General features: G+C 68.2%; 18 protein-coding genes. 9 read left to right on the plus strand and 9 right to left on the minus strand.

Going from position 1 to position 21,164, the window contains the following annotated elements; all coding sequences use genetic code 11:
* A complete protein-coding gene (locus Y958_RS07400) occupies positions 1–660 on the minus strand; it encodes a Spy/CpxP family protein refolding chaperone (protein ID WP_186291106.1) in 660 nt (219 codons plus the stop codon).
* 261 nt (positions 661–921) lie between these two features.
* Between Y958_RS07400 and Y958_RS07405 the strand changes: the two genes are divergently transcribed.
* Positions 922–3,639 (plus strand): DUF3369 domain-containing protein, encoded by a 2,718-nt coding sequence (locus Y958_RS07405; protein WP_088871489.1) that lies wholly within the window; start codon positions 922–924, stop codon positions 3,637–3,639.
* Between the two features lie 139 nt (positions 3,640–3,778).
* Here the strand turns inward: Y958_RS07405 and Y958_RS07410 are convergent, their stop codons facing one another.
* The 5 genes from Y958_RS07410 to Y958_RS07425 form a co-directional block, all read right to left on the minus strand.
* Positions 3,779–4,606, minus strand: a complete 828-nt coding sequence (locus tag Y958_RS07410) for a ProQ/FINO family protein (RefSeq protein WP_145727827.1) — start codon at positions 4,604–4,606, stop codon at positions 3,779–3,781.
* 315 nt (positions 4,607–4,921) lie between these two features.
* Entirely contained in the window at positions 4,922–5,095 is a 174-nt protein-coding gene (locus tag Y958_RS31880) for a hypothetical protein (RefSeq protein ID WP_186291107.1), read from the minus strand.
* Between the two features lie 104 nt (positions 5,096–5,199).
* Complete coding sequence (locus Y958_RS07415; RefSeq protein ID WP_040843606.1) at positions 5,200–5,610, minus strand: helix-turn-helix domain-containing protein; 411 nt, start codon at positions 5,608–5,610, stop codon at positions 5,200–5,202.
* Between the two features lie 621 nt (positions 5,611–6,231).
* Positions 6,232–8,127 carry a methyl-accepting chemotaxis protein gene (locus Y958_RS07420; RefSeq protein WP_088871491.1) on the minus strand — a complete coding sequence of 632 codons (1,896 nt, stop codon included), beginning with the start codon at positions 8,125–8,127 and terminating at the stop codon, positions 6,232–6,234.
* A gap of 188 nt (positions 8,128–8,315) precedes the next feature.
* Positions 8,316–9,545, minus strand: a complete 1,230-nt coding sequence (locus Y958_RS07425; RefSeq protein ID WP_211098470.1) for an acyltransferase family protein — start codon at positions 9,543–9,545, stop codon at positions 8,316–8,318.
* Between the two features lie 173 nt (positions 9,546–9,718).
* Here Y958_RS07425 and Y958_RS07430 point away from each other — a divergent pair, with 173 nt between their 5' ends.
* Together Y958_RS07430 and Y958_RS07435 are read left to right on the plus strand one after the other, a co-directional pair.
* Positions 9,719–10,588: a LytR/AlgR family response regulator transcription factor gene (locus tag Y958_RS07430; RefSeq protein WP_186291108.1), complete on the plus strand. Its 870-nt coding sequence runs from the start codon at positions 9,719–9,721 to the stop codon at positions 10,586–10,588.
* Positions 10,589–10,834: 246 nt separating this feature from the next.
* Entirely contained in the window at positions 10,835–11,794 is a 960-nt protein-coding gene (locus tag Y958_RS07435) for a PAS domain S-box protein (protein WP_088871493.1), read from the plus strand.
* A gap of 69 nt (positions 11,795–11,863) precedes the next feature.
* Here Y958_RS07435 and Y958_RS07440 read toward each other — a convergent pair whose 3' ends face one another.
* On the minus strand, positions 11,864–13,087 hold the full coding sequence (locus Y958_RS07440) for an acyltransferase family protein (protein WP_088871494.1): 1,224 nt from the start codon (positions 13,085–13,087) through the stop codon (positions 11,864–11,866).
* 133 nt (positions 13,088–13,220) lie between these two features.
* On the opposite strand from Y958_RS07440, the gene Y958_RS07445 reads away from it, so the two are divergent.
* Positions 13,221–14,123 carry a LytTR family DNA-binding domain-containing protein gene (locus Y958_RS07445; protein ID WP_088871495.1) on the plus strand — a complete coding sequence of 301 codons (903 nt, stop codon included), beginning with the start codon at positions 13,221–13,223 and terminating at the stop codon, positions 14,121–14,123.
* A gap of 1 nt (position 14,124) precedes the next feature.
* Here Y958_RS07445 and Y958_RS07450 read toward each other — a convergent pair whose 3' ends face one another.
* Both Y958_RS07450 and Y958_RS07455 read right to left on the minus strand, forming a co-directional pair.
* Positions 14,125–15,093 carry an alpha/beta hydrolase gene (locus Y958_RS07450; RefSeq protein WP_088871496.1) on the minus strand — a complete coding sequence of 323 codons (969 nt, stop codon included), beginning with the start codon at positions 15,091–15,093 and terminating at the stop codon, positions 14,125–14,127.
* Positions 15,094–15,104: 11 nt separating this feature from the next.
* Complete coding sequence (locus tag Y958_RS07455; protein WP_088872545.1) at positions 15,105–16,280, minus strand: glycosyltransferase family 4 protein; 1,176 nt, start codon at positions 16,278–16,280, stop codon at positions 15,105–15,107.
* A 138-nt stretch (positions 16,281–16,418) separates the two neighbouring features.
* On the opposite strand from Y958_RS07455, the gene Y958_RS07460 reads away from it, so the two are divergent.
* From Y958_RS07460 to Y958_RS07480, 5 genes are all read left to right on the plus strand, one after another.
* Positions 16,419–17,564 (plus strand): sialidase family protein, encoded by a 1,146-nt coding sequence (locus Y958_RS07460; RefSeq protein WP_088871497.1) that lies wholly within the window; start codon positions 16,419–16,421, stop codon positions 17,562–17,564.
* A 79-nt stretch (positions 17,565–17,643) separates the two neighbouring features.
* On the plus strand, positions 17,644–18,072 hold the full coding sequence (locus Y958_RS07465) for a VOC family protein (RefSeq protein ID WP_186291109.1): 429 nt from the start codon (positions 17,644–17,646) through the stop codon (positions 18,070–18,072).
* A gap of 191 nt (positions 18,073–18,263) precedes the next feature.
* On the plus strand, positions 18,264–19,319 hold the full coding sequence (locus Y958_RS07470) for a serine hydrolase domain-containing protein (protein ID WP_088871499.1): 1,056 nt from the start codon (positions 18,264–18,266) through the stop codon (positions 19,317–19,319).
* Between the two features lie 113 nt (positions 19,320–19,432).
* Positions 19,433–19,816: a YciI family protein gene (locus Y958_RS07475; protein WP_088871500.1), complete on the plus strand. Its 384-nt coding sequence runs from the start codon at positions 19,433–19,435 to the stop codon at positions 19,814–19,816.
* Positions 19,817–19,820: 4 nt separating this feature from the next.
* Positions 19,821–21,095 carry an RNA polymerase sigma factor gene (locus Y958_RS07480; RefSeq protein ID WP_088872546.1) on the plus strand — a complete coding sequence of 425 codons (1,275 nt, stop codon included), beginning with the start codon at positions 19,821–19,823 and terminating at the stop codon, positions 21,093–21,095.
* Positions 21,096–21,164: the final 69 nt, after the last annotated feature.

Genomic DNA, 21,164 nt, shown 5'->3' on the forward strand with positions numbered 1-21,164 from the left:
TCAGTTGGCATCGTCGGGCAGATCCGGCGGGGGCGGCATGTCGCCGTCGTCATCACCGTCCGGGCCCGGACGGCCGGGGCCGCCGTGCATGCCCTGATCACCGGGACCGGGGCCACCGAAACGGCCGCCGCCGAAGCCGTGATGACCGCCGAAACCATGCGGACCATGATGCGGTCCGATGGCCCGCACCAGCATGGTGTCGGCCTTTTCCTTCTGTTCCGGCGTGAAGCTGGCGTACAGCGGCGCCAGCACGGCCTTCATCTCGCTGATGTGCTTGGCGTGTTCGGCCGCCATCTTCTCGGCGCGGTCCAGGCGTTCAGTCAGCGAGGGCGGGGCGGGGCGCTCGACCGGCTGGCCAGCCTTCCGGGCGGCCTCGATCTGCTCCCACCGCGCCTTGTGCTCGGCCTCGAACTTCTCGGCCTTCTGTTTCATTTCCTCGGCGTCGGCGCGAACGACGGCCTCGAATTTCTTCCACTGCCCTTCCTGGGCGGCAGTGATTTTCAGTTCGGCCTTCAAGAAGGCCAGTCGGCCATCCACATGTTCCCACGGACCGCCGCGATGGTGCTGATGCGCCATCGCCATCGGGGGCGGAGCCGGATGGGACGTGTCCTGGGCGAAAGCGCCTGCCGCCACGCCGACGGCAAAGACACCGACCGCCAAGGTCGAAAGGAGTTGGGTACGGAAGCGGGACATGGATCTACAAGCCTCGTCAGGTTCGTCTTCGCCGTTCTAGAACCGGCTAAGCGGATATACGGGCCAACGTGGAAAAACTGTCGCCGAACGCTGATGAAACCTTAAGAGGAATGTCCCGATTGGGGTATCTGCGTTAGTCTGATGTGACAAGCCGCTTCGCAATACAGGGGTGGCGCATAGGGGGAACAGCCGGCAGAAAGGCGTGTTTCCCCAAGAGGAAGAGGGGCGATGCAGGGTATGGACGAGGAGCCCATGTGGCGGGACGAAGATGACGGCGGAGCCAACCCACGGCGGCCGGACGTCTTGCCCCCCTGGAAGATCCTTGTCATCGACGACGACGCCGAAGTCCACGCCCTGACCCGCATGGTCCTGAACCGCCTGCGCTTCCGCGACCGCAAGGTGGAGATCCTGTCCGCCCATTCCGGGGCGGAAGGGTTCCGGATACTGGCGGAGATGCCCGACATCGCCGTCGTGCTGCTGGACGTGGTGATGGAAACCGACGACGCCGGCCTGGTGCTGGCCCGCCGCATCCGCCGCGACCTGGGCAATGAAGCGACGCGCATCATCCTGCGCACCGGTCAGCCGGGCATGGCGCCGGAGGAACAGGTCATCGTCGACTACGACATTGACGATTACCGCCCCAAGGCGGACCTCAGCGCCGCCCGCCTTACCACCACCATCATCACCGCCCTGCGGTCCTACGGCCACATCATGGCGCTGGAGGAGAACAAGCGCGGGCTGGAACGCATCATCGACAGCGCCGCCACCCTGTTCCAAATCCGGTCCATGCGTGACTTCGCTACCGGTGTCCTGACCCAGGTGGGCAGCTTTCTCAGTTGCAGTCCCCTGGGCGTGGTCTGCGTGCACGCGCTGGAGGGACAGCCCCTGGGCGTGCTGGCCGCCAGCGGCGTCTACGCCTACCTGAACGATCAGGCGACCGCGCCGATACCCGGCGCCGACCTGATCGAGCGGGCGCTCAGCACCAAACGGTCCCTGTTCGTGAACGACCTCAGCGTGCTGCACATCTCCAGCCGCGAGGTGGGACGCACGGTGGTGTTGATCAAGGCGCAGGACCCTCCCTCCAACATGGACCAGCGCCTGCTGGAGCTGTTCGCCACCAAGATCCCGGCCGGCTTCGACAATGTCAGCCTGCTGGAAGGGCTGGAGGGCGACGTGGCCCGCCGCACGCGAGACCTGAAGGCCACCAACGCCATGCTGACGGAGAAGCAGGAGCGACTGGAGCGCCAGGCCCATGATCTGGCGGTGCTGGCCCGCGACCTGGACCGCGCGCGGGTCCAGGCCCAAGCCGCCAGCCAGAGCAAATCGGAATTCCTGGCCAACATGAGCCATGAGATCCGCACCCCCATGAACGGTGTCATGGGCATGGTGCAACTGCTGCTGGACACGCCGCTGAACGAAGAGCAGCGGGGCTTCACCCAGGCCATCCGTGAAAGCGCCGAAGCCCTGCTGGGGGTCATCGACGACATCCTGGACATCTCCAAGCTGGAAGCGGGCAAGGTCGACCTGGACATTGTCGACTTCTCCTTGGGCGGCCTGCTGGACGGTGTCGCCACCATCCTGGCACCCCGGGCGCGGGAAAAGGGCCTGGCCTTCCGCACGGAACTGCTGGGGGGCGATGATCAGGGCGGCGATCTGGACGCCGGCGGCCGGCTGGTGCTGGTGCGGGGCGATCCCACCCGCCTGCGCCAGATCCTGGTCAACCTGGTGGGCAACGCCATCAAGTTCACCCTGCGCGGCGAGGTCAACGTCAGCCTGGCGCTGACGCCGCAGGCGCGCGCCAACGGCCGTACCGGCCTCAGCCTGCGGGGGGAGGTGAGGGACACCGGCATTGGCGTCGATGCCGAGCAGGCGGCCCGCCTGTTCGAAAGCTTCAGCCAGGCCGACACCTCCATCACCCGGCGCTTCGGTGGCACAGGCCTGGGGCTGGCCATTTGCCGCCAGCTGGTGGAACTGATGGGCGGCACCATCGGCGTGTCCAGCCAGCCCGGCACCGGCAGCACCTTCTGGTTCACGGTACCGCTGGAACCGGCGGAACAGCCCTTCCAGGAGGGGTTCACGGCGCCCTTGCCCGCCAGCCGCCCGTCCCCCGCGGTCTGGGGCGGCAGCGGCGCGCCGCCCATGCCGGCGGAAGGCCGCGGCGTGGGGCGCTGTGTCCTGCTGGTGGAGGACAATCCCGTGAACCAGGAGGTGGCCAGCCTGATGCTGGCCAAGGAGGGGTTCGAGGCGGTCCTGGTGCAGGACGGGGTCGACGCGCTGGAGGCTGTGCGCTGCCGCCGCTTCGACCTGGTGCTGATGGACATCCAGATGCCGCGCATGGACGGCATCGAGGCCACGCGGCGCATGCGCGCCATGGGCGCCCGCATGCCTATCATCGCCATCACCGCCAATGCCATGGCGGGCATGCGCGAGGAATACCTGGCCGCCGGCATGGACGATTATGTCGCCAAGCCCTTCGACCGGGGCCATTTCATCGGCAAGGTGGTGCACTGGGCCTGCGGCCAGGCCGCCGAACCGGAGACTCCGCCGGAACCCGTGGCCTCGGTGCCGCCCTTGTTCGGCATCCTGGCGGAGGACAGGCTGGGTGAATTGGCCGCCATGGCGGCACGCCCGGACTTCATCCGCATCGTGAGCGGCTTCCTCACCCTGGGCAAGCAGCGGGTGGAAACGCTGGCGGAAGCGGCGCGCAACCGCGACCTGAAGGCCCTGCGCGCGGAGTCGCACGACCTGATGGCCACCGCCGGCACCTGCGGCCTGATCCGCCTGCAGGATCTGGCCATGGCCCTGCATGAGGCCTGCGTGGCGGCGGACCTGGACCGTGCGGTGGCTGTCGCCCAGTCAGCGGTGGAGTTCGGGCGGCAGGATTGGGAGTTGCTGCGCGAACGCTTCCTCTCCGACGCCGAGGAACCTCCTGCACCGCCCACCTGATAATAGGGCCGGGGCTTTGTTCGCTGAGCCTTTCTTTAGCGAGCGGCTCCACGCTCCAGGAGCAAGGCACAGACAAGAACGGCCTCCCCGGTGGTCGGGGAGGCCGTTCATGAGGCCGGGATGCCTTAAAGAACGATGCTTACTGGAACGTGGTGTCCAGGGCGCGCAGGGTCCACAGGGCCTGCTCACGCTCCTCGGGCTCGATGCGTTCCGCCCGGCCGCCATCCAGGGTGACACGTCGGGTGTTGCGCACCACAGCGGCCAGATAGGCCGGATGGGCGCGATAGACGAACAGGAAGGACTCGGCGGCGGCGATCAACTCGGCGTCGCCGAGGGCGCGGGCCAATTCCTTTTCCACCGTCAGGCTCAGCGGCACCGGATCCTCGGGGAAGGCCTCGGGGAAGCGGCGGCTCAGCTGGGTATGGACGTTCGCCAGGTCTTCCGGCAGTTCCAGCGCCGTGCCCGCCACACGGGGCAGGGAGATGGTGGCGCCATCGAAATCGTTCACCACCACGCGCGGCGGCCACAGGACGTGCGGCCGGTCGCTGGCGTCGTCCTCACGGCCGCGGCCGCCGTGGGCGGGGCGTCCGCCAGGACGGCCGCGCGGCTCACCGCCGTGGGGGCGGCTGTCGCGGTTGTCCTGGTAACGGTTTTCCAGGGCCCGGTAGTTGGGGCGGAAATCGCTGTCCGGACGCTCATAATCGTGATGCGCCGGACGGTAGGGCGCGTCACCGCGGGACTGGCGGCGCTCACCGAACTCCTGGTCCGGCTGGCGGTCGCCCCGGTCGAAGCGACCGGTGTCACGATCGGCGTGGCCGCCGCTGCGGCTGCGTACCGGCGTAGGGGCCCGTTCCAGGACGACGACGCGTTTTGTTGCGCCGCGGTCACCGACGGTACCGCGCTGCGCGGCGTCGAGAGTCAGTTTAGTTTCAAAGCCCAACGGCTTCTTGAGAGATAAAGTTGTCATGGCATCCATCCCGGCTCAAGGCAACGATACCAGCTTTTTGCTGCGGTGCCGCAACCAGAAAGTCAGTTCCAAGCCCTCGTTTGATGCAGCCTTGATTTAACCAGCGTGCATGACCCGAGCCTTCGCGTGCCAAGGCCGTGCCAACCGGTCAAATTCCGCCCTCACCGCAAGGGCGGTGGCGAACGAAAACGTTAAAGAAACCGGAGGCGAAACGAGTAATGGCATGGAAGCGACTGGTGGCGACCCCTGTTCGGTATCGTCTTGCCCCATGAGCATCACTATCTGCCCCAGCGGTTAAGGAAAGTTTTACAAGGCTCACGTGTAACGGCAGGCCCCCACAGTCTTCCCATTTTCTGCCTGCATGTCCGCTGCGCGCGTGTTGCAGGGCAGACAATGATCGCTGGCCTTGATCAGCCCTTTGCGCAAGCCGGGCGAAGACATGCAGCCAGGACGGCGACTCCAAACAAAAAGCCGGACGATGACGGTCATGTCATCGTCCGGCTTTTTCAATCCATCCGCGCCGTGGTTGGTTCCGAACCATGCCGCAGCGCAAAACGGATAGGCTTAACGGCCTTTGAAGGCCGCCTTTGGCCTCAGCCGTTATGGTTGGCCAGCGACTTGGCCAAGGCCATGATGCTGTCGCGCACCGAGCTTTCGCTGATACGGGAATAGGCCCGCACCAGTTCCAGGGTCTCGCGCCGCTCACTGGGCGGGCGGCCACCTTCCACCGCCGCCTCGATGGCCGGCGCCGGAATTTGGCCCTGGGGGCCCAGGCCGTCGAAGAAGAAGCTGATGGGAACGTCCAACACCTGGGCGATCTTGTGCAGCATGGAGGCGGAGATACGGTTGGCGCCGCGCTCGTACTTCTGCACCTGCTGGAAGGTCAGACCGATGGCCTCGCCCAGCTTCTCCTGGCTCATGCCGATGAGGGTGCGGCGCAGGCGCACGCGCCCGCCGACATAACTGTCCACGCTGGTGCCGGTCTCTTCCTCGGCCGCCAGCATGGTGCGCTTGCGGGTCTTGCCCCGGCCGGTATTCGGCTTGTCCGTCGTCGTCATTTCCTAAATCCTATCGCTCGTGAGGGGGCGAGGCAGTCTCCCCAGGATATCCACGCGAATTGTGGCCATCTTGGGGACTTGGCCTCTCTGACCACCGCCATCAAGGGCCGATACACGGCACCCCCAGCACGGGATCGTCGCCAATTCCGCCGCCCGGGTCCGCCACCCGCCTCTGGTATCCGCGCTCAGCCATCAGGGATGGCGACGCCGCGAATAAAGAAAGGGGCCGAACCGGGGCAGTCCATATAAGGACATCGTAAACAAGTTTACATACGGTAAATAAGGGAATTCCCTTATTCCTGATAGACTACAAAGTAGGGGATAGGGGCGCTGCCGGCATCCCTGTCCTGCAGAGGTAGTTCTTTCCCCGCCGGCTGCGGGTCCCATGATCCCGCCCCCGCCAAAAAGGTGCAGCACATCGCCGCGCGTGCGCGGGCAAAGGGTATAGGCCCCACCGAACGCGCCGGGCGCCGAATGGTCCCCAAACGCCGACGGGGCGCGACATTGGTCGCGCCCCGTCCCGACTCGCAAGATATGAGGTGATGCCGCCCCGGGGGCGGCTGTGGCTCAAGCCGCGGCGATAGCCGACAGGAAGTCGGATACGGCGCGCTGCAGTTCCTTGGCCTGCACCGACAGGTCGCTGCTGGCTGTGAACACCTGGTTGGTGGCGAGGCCCGTGTCGTTCGCGGCGCGGGCCACGGTACCGATATCGCCGCCGACACGGGTGACGCCTTGTGCCGCATCCGTCATGGTGACGGCGATGGCCTGGGTGGCACGCGCCTGGTCGGTGATGGTGCGGGCGATGCCGTCGTTCACCTGGTCGATACGCATCACCGCCGCCACGATCTCACGGAAAGCCTGAACCGCCTGGGCGATGGCGGCCTGCATGGCGGCGATTTCCTGCTGGATGTCCTGCGTGGCCTGGGCCGTCTGGCCGGCCAGGCCCTTGACCTCGCTGGCTACCACGGCGAAGCCGCGGCCGGCCTCGCCGGCACGCGCCGCCTCGATGGTGGCGTTCAGCGCCAGCAGGTTGGTCTGCCCGGCGATGGTCTGGATCAGGGCCACGACGTCGGTGATGCGGCGCGAGGCCACGGTCAGCCGCTCGATCAGCTCGCTGGTGCCCTTGGTGCTGTCGGCGGTGGTACGGGCCAACTTCGCGGCCTCGGCCACGCTTTCCAGCACGTCGGCCGTGGTGGCGCGCAGTTGCTCGGCCGCGCTCACGGCCCCCTGAATGGTGCCGTTGGCCGATTGGGCGGCCGTCTCGGCGGCGCTGGCGGCGGTGGAGGCACCGGCGGCGGTGCGCGACACGGCCCGCGCCGTTTCCACCAGGCCGTGGGCAGCCTCTGTGACCGAGCCCAGGATGCGGCCGGCCTTGGTCTCGAAGCTATGGGCCGTATCCTCCAGGGCGCGGCGGCGCATTTCCTCGGCCCGCGCGCGCTCCTGGTCCCGCTCCACGTTCAGGCGCTCCACGGCGCGGGCGTTGTCGCGGAAGACGGACAGGCTGTCCACCATCTCCCCGATTTCATCCTTGCGGGCCGCAGGCAGGGCCACGTCCAGCCGACCGCCGGCCAGGTCCCGGGTGGCGCCAGCCACGGCCAGCAGGGGGGAAAGCACGCCGCGCATCAGGAACAGGGCCGCCAGGCTACACAGGACCAAGCCCAGCGCCGTGCTGGCCTGGATGCCGTGGTTCAGGTCGTCGATGACGCCCAGGGCCGTCTGGTTGCCCGCGCGCACCTGGGCCTGGTCGCCCTTGGCCACCAGCTTCATCGCCTCCGCCATGCGGTCCAGATGGTCGTTCAGCCCGTCGACCTGGGCCGACAGCTTCAGTAGCTGGTCCGCCGGGGCGGCGCTTTTGCCCGCCAGCGGCTTCAGCGCCATGGCGGTTTCCTGAAGGGCGTCGAACTGGGTCTTGGCCATTTGCACCTTGGTGGCCACGTCCCCCAGCGGGCTGTTCTCGCCGGTACCGCCCGCGCGCTCCCGCGCGGCGACGCGGCGCACCTCTTCCAGGCCGGCAGCGTAGGTGGTGGCGATGGCCCGCAGGGAGTTGTTCAGCTCCGCCGGTTCCGCCACGGACAAGGTACCCATCAGCGTCTGGGTCAGCAGCACCTGCACCTGCATGTTCTTCAGGGTGGCCGCCAGCCCCAGGTCGGCCATGGCGCCGTCGGTCTGGGCGGTGGTGCCTTCCAGGATGGCGCGGGACTGGCGGGCGATGCCGATGCCGATGGCGCTTTGCAGCAGGACCAGGAACAGCAGCGTGCCGCCCACGGCCATGAACTTGGACCGCAGCCGCGTGGGGCGCGGCACCAGGCGGCCCAGCACGCGCCCGAGGCGCGCCAGGAACCGCCCCGCGGCGGCGGCGGCACGGCTGTTCAGCGTGGGGGACAGGCGGGTGCGCAGGACGGTCCGGAGGGCCGAGAGGCGGGCGACGGGGAGGGCAAGGCGGGCGGGGGGCGTCTGGCGCATGGGGGGCGGCCATCCTGGCAGGGGCGGAGAACCCCTAAGGCCGGTGGGCGGCCGGGGCGGACCCACCTTACAAACCGCCCCGGCCACCGAATAATCACAGCCGTGTTAAATTTGGGTTTAAACTTTGCGACAGCACCCAACAGCTTCCATAAAATGCAATCCTATCTTCAGGATAGGTTATCCAATGCTCACGCCTGCGCCGGTTGCGTCTGGCTTTGCGGCTGCACCGCCTCTGTCTTCACCGGCGGGGCGAGACGCTTGAGACCGAACCAAGGCCGCAAGAAATTCACCCGCCGGACTATCTCGTAAGTGGCAAAACAGCCGGCGAAGGTGATGACGACCAGGATGGCCGCCTCCAGGCCCTGGGGTAGGCCCAGGGGCGCCAGGTTATGCCCTGCCACCACGGTGATGGTCTGGTGGACCAGGTAGAAGGGGAAGACCGCCTGCACCAGGTACCGCAGCACGGGGCCGTCACGGTTCAGGTGGCGGGCGCCAAAGCCCAGCGCGGCGACGATGGCGCCCCACTGCTGGGCGGCATAGACGAGGCGCATCGCGGCGCGGATGCCCAGCGGGGCGGGTGGCGCGCCGAAGGGGTAGGCCCAGGTGTAATAGGCCACCACGGCGTAGGCGGGCACGGCCAGGGCCAGCCCCCACCAGCGCCAGCGGATGAAACCATCCCGCAGGGGCAGGGACTTGGCGATCAGGAAGCCGAAGAGGAAGACGGTGAACGACAGGACATGATTGTACCAGTCGTGCAGCATCCAGTGGGTGATGGGGAAGCGCAGCTGCAGCATGTCCAGGGCGCACAGTGCCAGAAAGGGCAGGGCCATCAGGCGCCAGCCCACCAGCCGCGCCTCCAGCTGGGTCCCCGCCGCCCGCAGCCGCTCCCCCGCCAGCCCCAGCAGTACCGACAGCCCCAGGCTGTAGGCCAGCAGGTAGGACACGAACCACATATGGTTATAGGTGGGGGTCGTCAGGCAATCATTGACCCGGCACCAGTGGCCCGTGCCGCTGAGGTACTTCAGGTAAAAGGCCGGATAGTAGGTCTCAACCGGCGTCACCGCCTGCTCGATCACCTGGTAGTAGGTCTGCGGCGGCACCAGGACCAGCACGGCGAACACCAAGGGCGGCACGAGGCGGGCCAGCCGCGCCTTGGTCAGGGCGGCCACCGTCATCTTGTCGGCCATGAAACGGGTCGCGGCCCCCGACACGAGGAACAACAGGCTGAGACGCCAGGGGCTGGTCGCCATCAGCACCGGCGCCATGGCCGCTACCTCGTGCGGGCTTTTCACATGCCATTCCCAAGGCCCGTAGAACATGCCCACGTGGAACACGATCAAAGTGAAGAACGCCAGAACCCGGATCCAGTCCAAGTCGGGACGGCGGGTGACGGCTGGCGCAGGACGGGAAGGCATCATGTTCTTTCGGCCCCTGGTCGTAAGACATGTGGCGGCTGCCCGCGCCACTGCCCTAGGCTGACCTTAAGGAGGAAAGCTGGCCATTTCCCTGACGCGAGCGGCGGGTTTTCCGAGGCCGATGGGGACGGATGGTTGGCCGGCAGGGTCAAACGGATGAAAAAATGAGACCGGCGGTGGATCGTTTGTCAGTCTTCTGGAGTACGCCCAGCCTGAAGGCCTGGGCCCTTGTGTGGCTGGGTTTCGCCTTTCTCCCCACCACCATCAACGCCTTCGCGCTGTTGACGGAATATCAGCGGACCAACCAGGACATCCCGGCCTGGGAGCCCTTCCTGCGGGAGTATTCCAGCGGCGTGGCCCTGCTGTTGGTGCTGCCCCTGGTGCGCTGGTCCATCAACCACACGCCGGGCTGGTCGGAGGCGCCGCTGCGCTGCGCCGTCCAGTTCCTGGGCACGGCCCTGGTCTTCAGCACCCTGCACCTGGCGGCGATGACCGTGCTGCGCATGGCCGCCTATGGCGCGCTGGGGCAAAGCTACGCCGTGGACGACCTGCGGGACGACCTGCCGTATGAGTTCCGCAAGGATTTGCTGACCTACCTGCTGATCGTGCTGGTGGTGGTGGGTGTGCGACACCTGATCCGCCTGTCGCGGTCGCTCGCCCTGGTCGAGGCGGCGGCGGCAAGCGCGGCGGCTCACGCCTCAGAGGGACAGGCCCCACCGGCAGTGGCGGCGGAACCGACACGCATAGAACTGAAGGTGGGATCGCGCCGGGTCTACCTGGCGCCGGCGGACATCCTGCTGGTGCGCTCCGCCGGCAATTACATCGAGGTGGTGACCGCCGGGGCCGTCCACCTGGTGCGCCGCACGCTGGCGGATTTCCAGGCGGAATTGCCGCCGCCAAGCTTCGCGCGGGTCCATCGCTCGCACGTGGTGAACCGGGGCGCCATCGTCCGTATCGATAACCGGCCTTCCGGCGACATGGACTTGACGTTGACCAACGGCGCCACCATCCCGGCCAGCCGCCGCTATAAATCAGAGCTATTCTAGAATAGACGTATGCCCAAGCGATTATCTGCCGCGGCACCGCACCAGCCGGGGGTATAGGTCTAAGGTCCGTTTGAAGTGCGGGCATGCATTGGGCCAGACTGGCGACGTCGACGGGGACCTCACTTTTCTAGCGGGTTTCACACCTTTCTCCAAAGTGTCCACGGCGACGGGCGCCCGAAATCCGGCCCAGCCGGCGTTGGTCGGCGTTAACCTTGTTTTTGGGTTGGTTGGAGGCACTGCCGACCGATGGAAGCCTTGTCCCCGCACGCCATTCTGGCCGCGATTGTCGACTCGTCGGACGACGCCATCATCAGCAAGTCGCTGGATGGCACCGTCACCAGTTGGAACGCGGCGGCGGAGCGTCTGTTCGGCTACACCGCCGATGAAATGATCGGCCGCAACATTGCGGTACTGGCCCCCCCTGGGCGCGAGGCGGAGATGCCCAGCATCCTCGCCCGCCTGAAACAGGGGGAGCGCGTCAGCCACTTTGAGACGCTGCGCCGTCACAAGGATGGCCACACGCTGGAAATCTCACTGACCGTCTCGCCCGTGCGCGACGCTGACGGCAACCTGATCGGCGCGTCCAAGATCGCCCGCGACATCTCGCAGCATCGCCGCTCAGAACGCCAGATCTCCTTCCTGATGCAGGAGGTCGACCACCGCGCCAAGAACGCGCTGGCGGTGGTGCAATCCATCCTGCGCCTGACGCGGGCGGACTCGGTGGACGACTTCGTCGCCTTGGTGGAGGGACGCATCTCCGCGCTCGCCGCCATCCACAGCCAGGTGGCCAGCCGCCAATGGGTGGGCACCGACATGGACAGCCTGGCCCACATCTCCTTCGATCCCTTCGACCCCAGCGGCGCCCGTGTCACCCGCAGCGGGCCGCAGACGGTGCTGGGCCCCCAGGCCTCGCAGGCGCTGGGCCTGGCGCTGTATGAGCTGGCGGGCAACGCCGCCCGCTATGGCGCCCTGAACCATCCGGACGGCCATGTCGACCTGTCGTGGCAGAGCGACGACAGCGCCCTGTCGGTCAACTGGCGCGAATGGGGCCTGCACGACATCCGTCCGCCGATGCGCAAGGGCTTCGGCCTGACCGTGTGCCAGCTGCTGCTGGCGGGGCAGTTGGGCGGGCATCTGGACTTCGACTGGCAGGAGGGCGGTCTGGCCCTGGGCATCAGCCTGCCGCGCGCCAACCTGATGAACTGACGCCCGCCGGTCATGCCAGCGGCATGAGCATCTGCTCATGCCGCTGCACTTGCGGGAAATCTGATAAATTCACGCCGGTTGCGCTTGTGTCTCCAAGCGCACCGCCGGCCGGGGCTTCAGCCCGAACCAGGGCCGCAACGGGTTCACCCGGCGCACCGCCTCATAGACGGTGAGGCAGGTGGCGAAGGTTCCCAGGATCAGCAGCGGCGCCTCCAGCCCCTGGGGCAGGCCCGCCTTGGCCAGGTAATGCCCCAGGACGACGGTCGCCGTCTGGTGCACCAGGTAGAAGGGGAACACGGCCGGCACCAGATAGCGCAGGGCGGCGCTGTCGCGGGTCAGATGGCGGGCGCCGAAACCCAGCACGGCGGCGATGGCGGCCCATTGGTCGGCCGCATAGACGAAGCGCATGACGGCGCGCAAGGCCTCGGGCGGCACCGCATCGTCCGCGCGGTAGGCCCAGGCATAGGTGGCGAAGACGGCGTAGGCGGGCAGGGCCACCAGCAGCGCCGGCCAGCGCAGGCGCAGGAAGCCCTGGCGCAGCGTTTCCGACTTCGCCATCAAGAAGCCGAACAGGAAGGCGCTGAACGACAGGGCGTGGTCGTACCAGTCGTTGACGATCCAATGCGTCATGGGAAAGCGGTCCAACAGGGCGTAGCGGATCAGGCCCAGGAACAGGAGGGGCAGCACCAGCAGGCGCCAGCCGCTCAAGGCCCGTTCCATGCCGCGCTCCAGCCGCGTCAGCAAAGATCCCGCGACCGCCAGCAGGCCGCACAGCACCAGGGTGTAGGCCAGCAGATACGCCACGAACCACATGTGGTTGTAGGTCGGGGTCGCCAGGCAGTCTGTCCCCCGGCACCAGTGGCCGCTGCCGGTGACGTATTTCAGGTAAAAGGCCGCATAGGGCAGGGCCTGATCCGGCACCTTCTCCACGATCTCGAAAAAGCTCTGCGGCGGTACGATGACGAAGATGGCCAGCAGCAGGGGCGGCAGCAGGCGGGCCACCCGGGCCCGGGTCAGCGCCCCCACCGCCATCTTGTCGGCCATGACCATCTTGTCCGCCAGGAAACGCGTCGCGGCGCCCGAGACCAGGAACAGCAGCGTCAACCGCCATGGGCTGGTCAGCATCATGATGGGTTCCAGCGCCGGAACCGTATGCGGGCTTTTCACGTGCCAGTCCCACGGCACGTAGAACATTCCCACGTGATAGAGGATCAGCAGGAAGAAGGCGATGACGCGGATCCAGTCCAGGTCATGCCGGCGTGTCGAAAGGGGGAAAGGGGCGGAAACGGACATCGGCGTCGCATCCTCATGATCAGGCTGGCCGGGACACCGGCGATGGCGCTACGCTGGCATCCGGCCGCCGGCGCCCCCAAGAGGCGAGGGCGCGGGCGGCGGGATAAAGGGCGCGGATGGGGATTGAGCGGCGATGTCCACGGCACCAGCGGCGGAGGGGACGGCGCAGGCGGTGATGCTGCCGGGATGGCGGCTGTCGGCGCGCGCCACCTGGGCCTTGGTGTGGCTGGTTTTCTATTTCCTGCCCACCACCATCAACGTGCTGTCGGTCCTGTCGGAGCATAAGCGCGACGGCCGCCCCATCGCCGCGTGGGAGCCGATGTGTTGGGAATATTCCAGCGCCCTGGGGGGCTTGGCGGCGCTGCCGCTGGTCTATCTGGCGATCAGGCGGGCGCCGGGCTGGGCACGGGCACCGCTGCGCACCTTGGGCCTGCATCTGCTGCTGATGATCGCCTATGGCGTGGTGCACATCAGCCTGATGATGGGCCTTCGTGTCATCGTGTATGCCCTGGTGGGCGGCCACTACCATAGCGCCGGCAGTTGGGCCGACATCTTCCTCTACGAGGTCCGCAAGGACGCGCTGACGTACCTGATCGCCGCCGCCATCCTGACCATGGGCCGGCAGTTGGTGCGGCTGTCGCGCGTGGTGGCGCTGGTGGAGGCGCAGCAGGCCGCGGCGGTTTCAGCACCAGCGGCTGCGCCGGCCGCTGTAGAACCTCCGGCCCGCCTGGAATTGAAGGTCGGCACCCGCCGCGTGTTCGTGGCACCGGAGGAGATCATCCAGGTCAGCGCCGCCGGCAAGTATGTGGAGATCATGACGGCGGAGCGGGTGCACCTGGTCCGCCGTTCCCTGGCCGACATCCAGTCCGACCTGCCGCCCCACCTGTTCGTGCGCGTCCACCGCTCCCGCCTGCTGAACCGCGCCACCATCCAGCGCGTGGACAGCCGCCCCTCCGGCGACCTGGACATCACCCTGACCACCGGCCTGACGGTGACCGCCAGCCGGCGCTACAAGACGGACCTGCTGCAGGTTTGACCTACTGCCCATTCCCCCGCACGAAGCGGACGATGGCGCTGGTGATTCCGGGGTTGATGGCCAGGCCGGGGTCGGTGTAGGTGGCCAGGTTGCCGGCGCGGTCGTTCAAGGGCGCGTTCTTCATCATGTGGTTCACACCCTCCAACCGCTCCAGCCGCACGCCCTGGCGGGCCTGGGACAGGCGGACGGCGTCCGACATGTCGATCTGGATGTCGTTGGTTCCCTGCAATACCAGCACGGGCTGGCTGGTGCGGGCCAGTTCCGCCGCCGGATCGATGGTCAGTTCCGAAATCAAATAGGGCTGGATGCTGGGGCGGAACAGGCTCATCAACGGCGGCGGCACCTTGGCCACCGGCCGGCCCTGCTCCAGCTGGGCGATGGCGTCCAACGCCGCCCGCTGTACGTCCAGGGCCAAGTCCGTACGCGGCAACTGCTGGCGCATCATGTCGCCGTACGTGCGGCCGGGGGTGGCCACCAGGATCAGGCCCGCCACCGGCGCCTGTTCGGCCAGCAGGATGGCGGTCAGCCCGCCCTCGCTATGGCCCAGCAGGAAGACGGGACCGATGCCCGGCTGGGCGCGCAGGAAGGCCAGCCACTGGCCGGTGTCCTGCACATAGGTGTTCAGCCGCAGGTCCTCCTCCCGCGTCAGGGCGGCCTTGCTGGCGCTCACGCCGCGCTTGTCGATACGCAGGCTGGCGATGCCCTTCAGGGCCAGGGACTGGGCCAACTGGCGCAGGGCGTCGGTGCGCAGCGAGGGGCCGTTGCCGTTGCGGTCCACCGGACCGGAGGCGGGCACCATCAGCACGGCGGGGACGGGCCCCGGCGGGGCCATGTCCGGCATCTGCAGCGTACCGGCCAGAAGACCGGGGCCGCCGTTGATCGTGACCTCCTGCTCCATGGCGCCGGCCCGGCCCGTGGCGAGCAGGGCGGCCAGCAGCAGAACCCGTTTCCAATGCCGTGCGCGCATCATCCGTTCTCCGCTTACAGTCCGCCATCCCGGTGCGGGATCGGCACCGGGGTCACCAGGCCCAGGTAGAGGTCGCGCATGCGCCGGCCCACCTCGGCCTCGCCGAACTCCGGATCCACCACCCCGCGGCTGGCCAGGCCCAACCGGCGGCGCAGGGCCGCATCCTGCGCCAGGCGGGCCAGAACGACCGCCAGCGCCACCGGATCGCGGGGCGGGGCCAACAGGGCGTTGCGCCCCTCCACCGCCACCTCGCGGCTGCCCGGCACGTCGGTCGCCACGATGGCACGGCCGCAGGCCGCCGCCTCCAGCAGGCTCTTTGGCACGCCTTCGCCACCGCGGGAGGCCAGCACGGCGATGCCGGCGCGGGCCCAGACGGTGCGCACGTCGCTGACGGCCCCCAACCATTCGATGCCGGGCTCCGCCGCCCAGGCGTTCAGGGTCGCCTGGGGGATGGCGGCCGGGCTGTCGGTGTCGGGCGCACCCGCCAGGATCAGACGCAGGTCGGTGCCTTGGGCGCGCACGAGACGCACGGCGGCCACCAGATCCTCCACGCCTTTCAGGGTCAGCATGCGCGAAACCTGGGCGCAGGTGACGGGTCCCAGGGGCTCCGCCAGTTCCTCATAGTGGGTGAGATCCACGCCGGAGCCGCGGATCAGGCGCGACGCCGGCGGCCGGGGCCAGCCGGCGGCCAGCAGGGCGGCGTCGTCGCCGTTCTGCACCACCAGGGCCTGGCCCCGGCGCCAACCGGCGGCGTTCAGCGCCAGGCGCAGGAGCACCCGGCCCAGGGCCGCCTTGGTTCCCGTGCCCGACAGGCCCAGGCCCAGACCGGCCAGGGTGGCGACCACCCGGCTGTCGCGCAGGCCGGCCAGGAACAGGGCGAAGCCGCCCAGCACCGTGGGCTTCACCGCGATGTGGTGGATGATGGTGGGCCGTTCCCGGCGGTAGAGCCGCGCCAGGCGGCGGATGTCGCCCAGGGCGCTCAAGGGGTTGAAGCTGCCGCGCCGCCACGGCAGGGGAATGACGCGGAACCCCTCCGCCGCGATGGCCGGCCCGTCCTTGGCCACCCGGCAGGCCACGGCGACGTCGAACCCGGCGTCGCGGGCCGCCCGCGCCGTGGGCAGGCGGTGGGACCGGAAATACCAGTCCTCCGTCACGACGAACAGCAAGGTGGGGCGGGGGGCGTCAGGCATGATGACCAAAGCGGCGTCCACTCAGGTAATGGCAGGGAACAGGGGGCGAGTTCTACCGGTTTTCCGACTGCCTGTCGTATACGTCCTATCGGATAAGTGAACCCGTTCCTGGCAGGGCACAGTATCGAGGGGTTGCGGATGCGCCATCTGACCTTGTACCGGCACGACCGCTACTATGCCTCCTTCCCGGCGGCCGCCACCCTCGCCGACGGCACCGTGGCCGTCGTGTTCCGCCGGGCCCGCGACCAGCGCTGGTTCGCCCGCGCCTTGGGCCTGACCGACCAGACCGGGCTGATGAGCGTGGATCATGTCGACAGCCGGTCGCAGCACGTGCTGCTGCGCCTGGACGGCCGCACGCTGGAACCGTTGGCCGAGCCGGTGGTGCTGCCCCCTGATGGCGAGGCGGCGGACCAGGATGCCAACCTGCTGACCTTGCCCGATGGCCGCCTTCTGCTGACCGGCTTTTCCTGGTACCCGCTGGCGCCGCGCCTGGCCGAGGCGGTGCGTGCCGCCGGTGGCCCCCTGGTGGGCACGGCGGACGACAGCGGCCTGTTCCTGTTCTGGGGCGGCTATGCCCGGCTGGGCGATCCGCAGGCGCGGACGTGGACGCCGCACACCTTCCTGCCGCCCCTGCCTGGCCAGTCCGACCTGCTGGCCGGAGTGCGCCCCCACCATGGCGGGGCGCTGCGGGGCCGCGGCGTCCTGCTGCCCGATGGCGGCGTGCTGCAGGCCGTCTATGCCGGCGGCACCCACGGCAAGCGCGGCAGCCACCTGTTCCGCGCCGATCCCGATGGCGCGGACGGTTACGCCTGGCGGGTCGTGGGACCCATCGCGCATGACGCGGCCGGCATGGGCTGCCTGGTGGAACCAGCGCTGTTGCGTACCCGGAACGGCCGGCTGCTGGCCTTCCACCGCACCGCCGGCATGGGCGACCAGATGGCGCTCAGCGCTTCGCCGGACGACGGCCGGACGTGGGCGCCGTGGCGCCTGACCACCGTCGTCGGCCATCCCTTCGATCCGCTGCCCCTGCCGGACGGGCGGGTGTTCCTGGCTTACGGCTACCGCCATGCCCCCTACGGCATCCGCGCCCGCATCTACGATCCGGACACCCAGCAGCCGGAGGACGGGAAGGAGATCGTGCTGCGCGACGATGGGCCGGGGCCGGATCTGGGCTATCCCTGGGCGACGGTGCTGGCGGACGGGCGGGTGCTGGTGGTGTACTATTTCGCCGGTGAGGATGGCATCCGCCGCATCGACGCCACGGTGATGGATGCGCCAATCTAATGTGAGTTCTCACCTGAGACTGATCGGCCAATTCACTGGTTTATCTTTAAAATATCCGATCTTAAGAAAGTGGATGAAGATGACGCAACGCCCGCGTTTCCACCTGGCCTTCCCGGTTCACGACCTGGCCGCCGCCCGCGCCTTTTATGGGGAGCTGCTGGGCTGCCCGGAGGGGCGCAATTCGCCGGAATGGGTGGATTTCGACTTCTATGGCCATCAGATCGTGGCCCATCTGGTGCCGGGCAAGGCGCCGGCGCCCAGCGACGATCATAACCCGGTGGACGGCCACGAGGTGCCGGTGCCCCACTTCGGCCTGATCCTGGCCTGGGACGACTGGGCCGCGCTGGCCGACCGCCTGCGCAACGGCGGGCAGGCCTTCGTCATCGAACCCTATGTCCGCTTCAAGGGCCAGGTGGGGGAGCAAGGCACCATGTTCCTGTACGATCCCAGCGGCAACGCCCTGGAATTCAAAGCGTTTCGTGATGAGTCCCTGATCTTCGCCAAGTAACCGCCCGTAACAAGTAACCGCCCGTAACCGGCGGCGGCCTTTGTTGCAGGGCCAGGGAAAATTGCTACGGTATTGCAACGCTTGCGTTTCTTGGGCTTCCCGGTCCCGCCGCCCCATGGTGTCTTGTCCTCACAAGACTTTTCTCAAGGTGGGGAGTGACCATGAGACGGACGATGTGGGGAGTGCCGGTGATGGCCGTCGCTCTGGCTCTGGACGGCGGCGCCCTGGCGGCAGAGCCCAAGGAGGTTCGGGCGGCGCTGGACCAGGCGGTTCCCGGCTTGTTGGCCGGCGCCAAGGTGCCCAGCGTTTCCATCGCCGAGATTGAGGATGGCAAGGTCGCGCTGACCGCCGCCTATGGCGAGCAGAGTCCCGGCGTGCGCGCCACACCGGCCACGCTGTACAACATCGCCTCGCTGACCAAGCCCATAACGGCGGAGGTGGTGCTGCGCCTAGCCGCGCGGAAGACGGTGTCGCTGGACGCGCCCATGGCCGACTACTGGACCGATCCCGACATCGCCAATGACGACCGCCGTCAGCTGCTGACCCCGCGCCTGGCGCTCAGCCACCAGACGGGATTCCCCAACTGGCGCGGGCCGGGAAAGCCGCTGGCCTTCCAGTTCACGCCGGGCACCTCCTACGGCTACTCGGGGGAGGGCTACCAGTACGTCGCCCGCTATGTGGAGAAGAAGACGGGGCAGGATTTCGAGAGCCTGGCCCAGGCCGTGCTGTTCAAGCCGGCAGGCATGAACGACACCGCCAGCGGGCACAAGCCGTGGTTCGATGGCCGCGTCGCCGTGCCCACGGACGCGTCCGGCAAAGCGCTGCAGCCGGGCTACGCCACCACGTACAATGCCGCCGACCTGATCTACACCACGGCCGGCGACTACGCCCGCTTCATCACCAGCGTGATGAGGGACCAGGATTTGACCGCAAGCCTGGCCGCCGACCGCCGCCACATCCAGGTCAGCCAGAGGACGGAGATGTGCGCCGGCGCCAAGGCCGCCACCTGCCCGACCAATGCCGGCTTCGGCCTGGGCTGGCAGGTGCTGGAGTTCAACGGCGAGACCGTGATGATGCACACCGGCCGGGACGAGGGGGTGGCCACCTTCGCGTGGTACAGCCCGACCACCCGCAAGGGGGCGGTGTTCCTGACCAACAGCGACAACGGTTTCCAACTGGTGCTACCGGTGTTCGAGACGCTGGGCGCCAGCCCCACCTTCCTGGCCTACCTGCGCGGGCAGTCTTAAGATCGGAATTACACCGAAGATTTTTCCGGCGGCGGCGTCGGATCCGGGCATACTCGGCCGTCCTGGGGAAGAACCGGTTTCAAACCGGCCGTCCCGCCGCTGGAGGATCACCCATGCTGTACGCCATCCTGTGCTATCACCGCGAAGACGTCGTCGGTTCCTGGACCAAGGAGGAAGATGACGCCGTCATGGCCAAGCTGTCGGTGGTGCATGAGAAGCTGGCGCGCGAGGGCCGCCTTGGCCCCGTGGCCCGGCTGCTGCCCACCACGGCCGCCACCACGCTACGCAAGGACAGCGACCCGCCGCTGGTGATCGACGGCCCCTTCGCCGAGACCAAGGAGCAGCTGCTGGGCTTCTATCTGGTGGAGGGCGAGACGCTGGGGCAAATCCTGGACACCGCCCGCGAGCTGGGCCGCGCCAACCCGGGCGGCAGCTACGAGATCCGCCCGGTGGGCCTCTACCACCCGGCGCCTGCCCCCGTTGCCGCCGGGGCGTGAGATCATGGCCGAGGGCGCGGACATGGCCTGGATCAACACCGCCCTCACGGCCGCCCGGCCCCAGGCGATGGGGGCCTTGCTGCGCTATTTCCGCGACCTGGACACGGCGGAGGAGGCGTTCCAGGAAGCATCCCTGCGGGCGTTGAAGGCATGGCCGCGCAATGGTCCGCCGCGCGATCCCGCCGCCTGGCTGATCTTCGTCGGACGGAACGCCACCCTGGACACGGTGCGCCGCCTGGCGCGCCAGCAGCCCCTGCCGGACGAGGATACGCTGGCCGACAGCGACGGCGGCGAGGGGGATGCCGAGGCCGAACTGGCGGAACGCCTGGACGGCGCCGGCTACCGCGACGACATCCTGCGCCTGCTGTTCATCTGCTGCCCGCTGGATCTGCCGGCCACACAACAGATCGCCGTGGCCCTGCGCATCGTTTCCGGCCTCAGCGTGGCGGAGATCGCGCGCGCCTTCCTGGTCAGCGACGGCGCCATGGAACAGCGCATCACCCGGGCCAAGGCACGCATCACGCGATCGGGCGTGCCGTTCGAGGCGCCGGGCGCGCCGGAACGGGCGGAACGGCTGGGTGCCGTCGCCGCCATGCTGTACCTGTTGTTCAACGAGGGCTATTCCGCCGGCGGCGACACGGTGGAGCGGCGCGGGCCCCTGGCGCATGAAGCCATCCGCCTGGCACGCCTGCTGCTGCGCCTGTTCCCGTCGGAACCGGAGATCATGGGCCTGCTGGCGCTGATGCTGCTGCAGCAGGCCCGCGCCGGCGCCCGGTTCGATGCCGAGGGCAACGTGGTGTTGCTCGAGGACCAGGATCGCGGCCGCTGGAGCGGCCCCATGATCGCCGAGGGCCTGGCCCTGATCGACAAGGCCATGCGCCACGGCCGGCCCACGCCCTACCTGGTGCAGGCCGCCATCTCCGCCCTGCATGCCCGCGCGGCCACGGCGGCCGAAACCGACTGGACGCAGATCGACCTGCTGTACGCCACGCTGGAACATATCCAGCCCTCGCCGGTGGTGACGCTGAACCGCTCCGTCGCCACGGCCAAGGTGCGGGGGCCGGCCGCGGCGCTGGCCATGATCGAGCCGCTGGGTGAGCGCTTGGCCGGCTACTTCCACTTCTTCGGGGTGAAGGGCGCCTATCTGACCCAGCTCGGCCGCACGGCGGAGGCGCGCGTGGCCTTCGACCGCGCCATCGCCCTGGCCCACACCCCGGCGGAGGCGGCGCACATCCGCCAGCACCTGGACCGGCTGGCGCGGGACGTGGCCCCGCCCTGAAAAAAAGCCGCAAGCCCTGTCGGAAGGGCACGGCGTCCATCGTCCTTGGACCAGGCTCCGGAAAGAAAA

This window comes from Nitrospirillum viridazoti CBAmc, assembly GCF_000730165.1.
GTDB lineage: Bacteria > Pseudomonadota > Alphaproteobacteria > Azospirillales > Azospirillaceae > Nitrospirillum > Nitrospirillum viridazoti.

What these genes read in the sequence shown, in the direction of transcription:
- Y958_RS07405 (WP_088871489.1), top strand. Translation starts at nt 922, where the DNA reads ATGCAGGGTATGGACGAGGAGCCCATGTGGCGGGACGAAGATGACGGC.
- Y958_RS07410 (WP_145727827.1), bottom strand. Translation starts at nt 4,606, where the DNA reads ATGACAACTTTATCTCTCAAGAAGCCGTTGGGCTTTGAAACTAAACTG.
- Y958_RS31880 (WP_186291107.1), bottom strand. Translation starts at nt 5,095, where the DNA reads ATGACCGTCATCGTCCGGCTTTTTGTTTGGAGTCGCCGTCCTGGCTGC.
- Y958_RS07415 (WP_040843606.1), bottom strand. Translation starts at nt 5,610, where the DNA reads ATGCTGGCGGCCGAGGAAGAGACCGGCACCAGCGTGGACAGTTATGTC.
- Y958_RS07420 (WP_088871491.1), bottom strand. Translation starts at nt 8,127, where the DNA reads ATGCGCCAGACGCCCCCCGCCCGCCTTGCCCTCCCCGTCGCCCGCCTC.
- Y958_RS07425 (WP_211098470.1), bottom strand. Translation starts at nt 9,545, where the DNA reads ATGATGCCTTCCCGTCCTGCGCCAGCCGTCACCCGCCGTCCCGACTTG.
- Y958_RS07435 (WP_088871493.1), top strand. Translation starts at nt 10,835, where the DNA reads ATGGAAGCCTTGTCCCCGCACGCCATTCTGGCCGCGATTGTCGACTCG.
- Y958_RS07440 (WP_088871494.1), bottom strand. Translation starts at nt 13,087, where the DNA reads ATGTCCGTTTCCGCCCCTTTCCCCCTTTCGACACGCCGGCATGACCTG.
- Y958_RS07445 (WP_088871495.1), top strand. Translation starts at nt 13,221, where the DNA reads ATGTCCACGGCACCAGCGGCGGAGGGGACGGCGCAGGCGGTGATGCTG.
- Y958_RS07450 (WP_088871496.1), bottom strand. Translation starts at nt 15,093, where the DNA reads ATGATGCGCGCACGGCATTGGAAACGGGTTCTGCTGCTGGCCGCCCTG.
- Y958_RS07455 (WP_088872545.1), bottom strand. Translation starts at nt 16,280, where the DNA reads ATGCCTGACGCCCCCCGCCCCACCTTGCTGTTCGTCGTGACGGAGGAC.
- Y958_RS07460 (WP_088871497.1), top strand. Translation starts at nt 16,419, where the DNA reads ATGCGCCATCTGACCTTGTACCGGCACGACCGCTACTATGCCTCCTTC.
- Y958_RS07465 (WP_186291109.1), top strand. Translation starts at nt 17,644, where the DNA reads ATGACGCAACGCCCGCGTTTCCACCTGGCCTTCCCGGTTCACGACCTG.
- Y958_RS07470 (WP_088871499.1), top strand. Translation starts at nt 18,264, where the DNA reads ATGGCCGTCGCTCTGGCTCTGGACGGCGGCGCCCTGGCGGCAGAGCCC.
- Y958_RS07475 (WP_088871500.1), top strand. Translation starts at nt 19,433, where the DNA reads ATGCTGTACGCCATCCTGTGCTATCACCGCGAAGACGTCGTCGGTTCC.
- Y958_RS07480 (WP_088872546.1), top strand. Translation starts at nt 19,821, where the DNA reads ATGGCCGAGGGCGCGGACATGGCCTGGATCAACACCGCCCTCACGGCC.